The following is a 566-nucleotide window of genomic DNA, read 5'->3' on the forward strand; positions in this document are numbered from 1 at the left end:
GCCGCCAACTGGGTGGTGACCGCGGGCGAACGAATATGCTCTGATTTGCCAGTGAGCGATAACCTTCCTGATGGTCCTGAGACGCTCAAGGCGATGCTGCTGGCAGCGCTTCACGAGAGCGAACGGCTGCGTCAGATTATCAAGGAGCTGCAACGCCACCGCTTTGGCCGGAAGGCCGAGACGCTCCCCGAGGAGCAGATGCTGCTGGGCCTCGAGGACGTCCAACAGGTCGCAGCCTCTGCCGAGGCCGGTCAGGACGAGACAACCCCTGAAGGCCGAGTGGAGCGCGCACGCAAGCGGCGCGTCAATCGCGGAACACTGCCGGCGCATCTGCCGCGGATCGAGGTCGTTGTCGACATCGACGACAAGACCTGCCCCTGCTGCCAGGGCGAACTGCACCAGATCGGCGAAGACAAGAGCGAGCGGCTGGACATGGTGCCGGCGCAGTTCCGCGTTGTCGTCACCCGACGTCCCAAATACGCCTGCCGAGGCTGCGGAGATGGCGTCCTGCAGGCCGAGGCTCCGGCCCGGTTGATCGAGGGGGGGCTGCCCACGGAGGCAACCGT

The 566-nt window shown here is 65.7% G+C and carries 1 protein-coding gene; it reads left to right on the forward strand.

Features of this window, described 5'->3' with window-relative positions; all coding sequences use genetic code 11:
* Positions 1 to 93: 93 nt before the first annotated feature.
* The coding region (locus AACY52_RS29645) for an IS66 family transposase zinc-finger binding domain-containing protein (protein WP_339561275.1) at positions 94 to 566 on the forward strand (473 nt) is incomplete at its 3' end.

The organism is Pseudomonas sp. EA_65y_Pfl1_P113 (genome assembly GCF_963970525.1).
GTDB lineage: Bacteria > Pseudomonadota > Gammaproteobacteria > Pseudomonadales > Pseudomonadaceae > Aquipseudomonas > Aquipseudomonas tritici.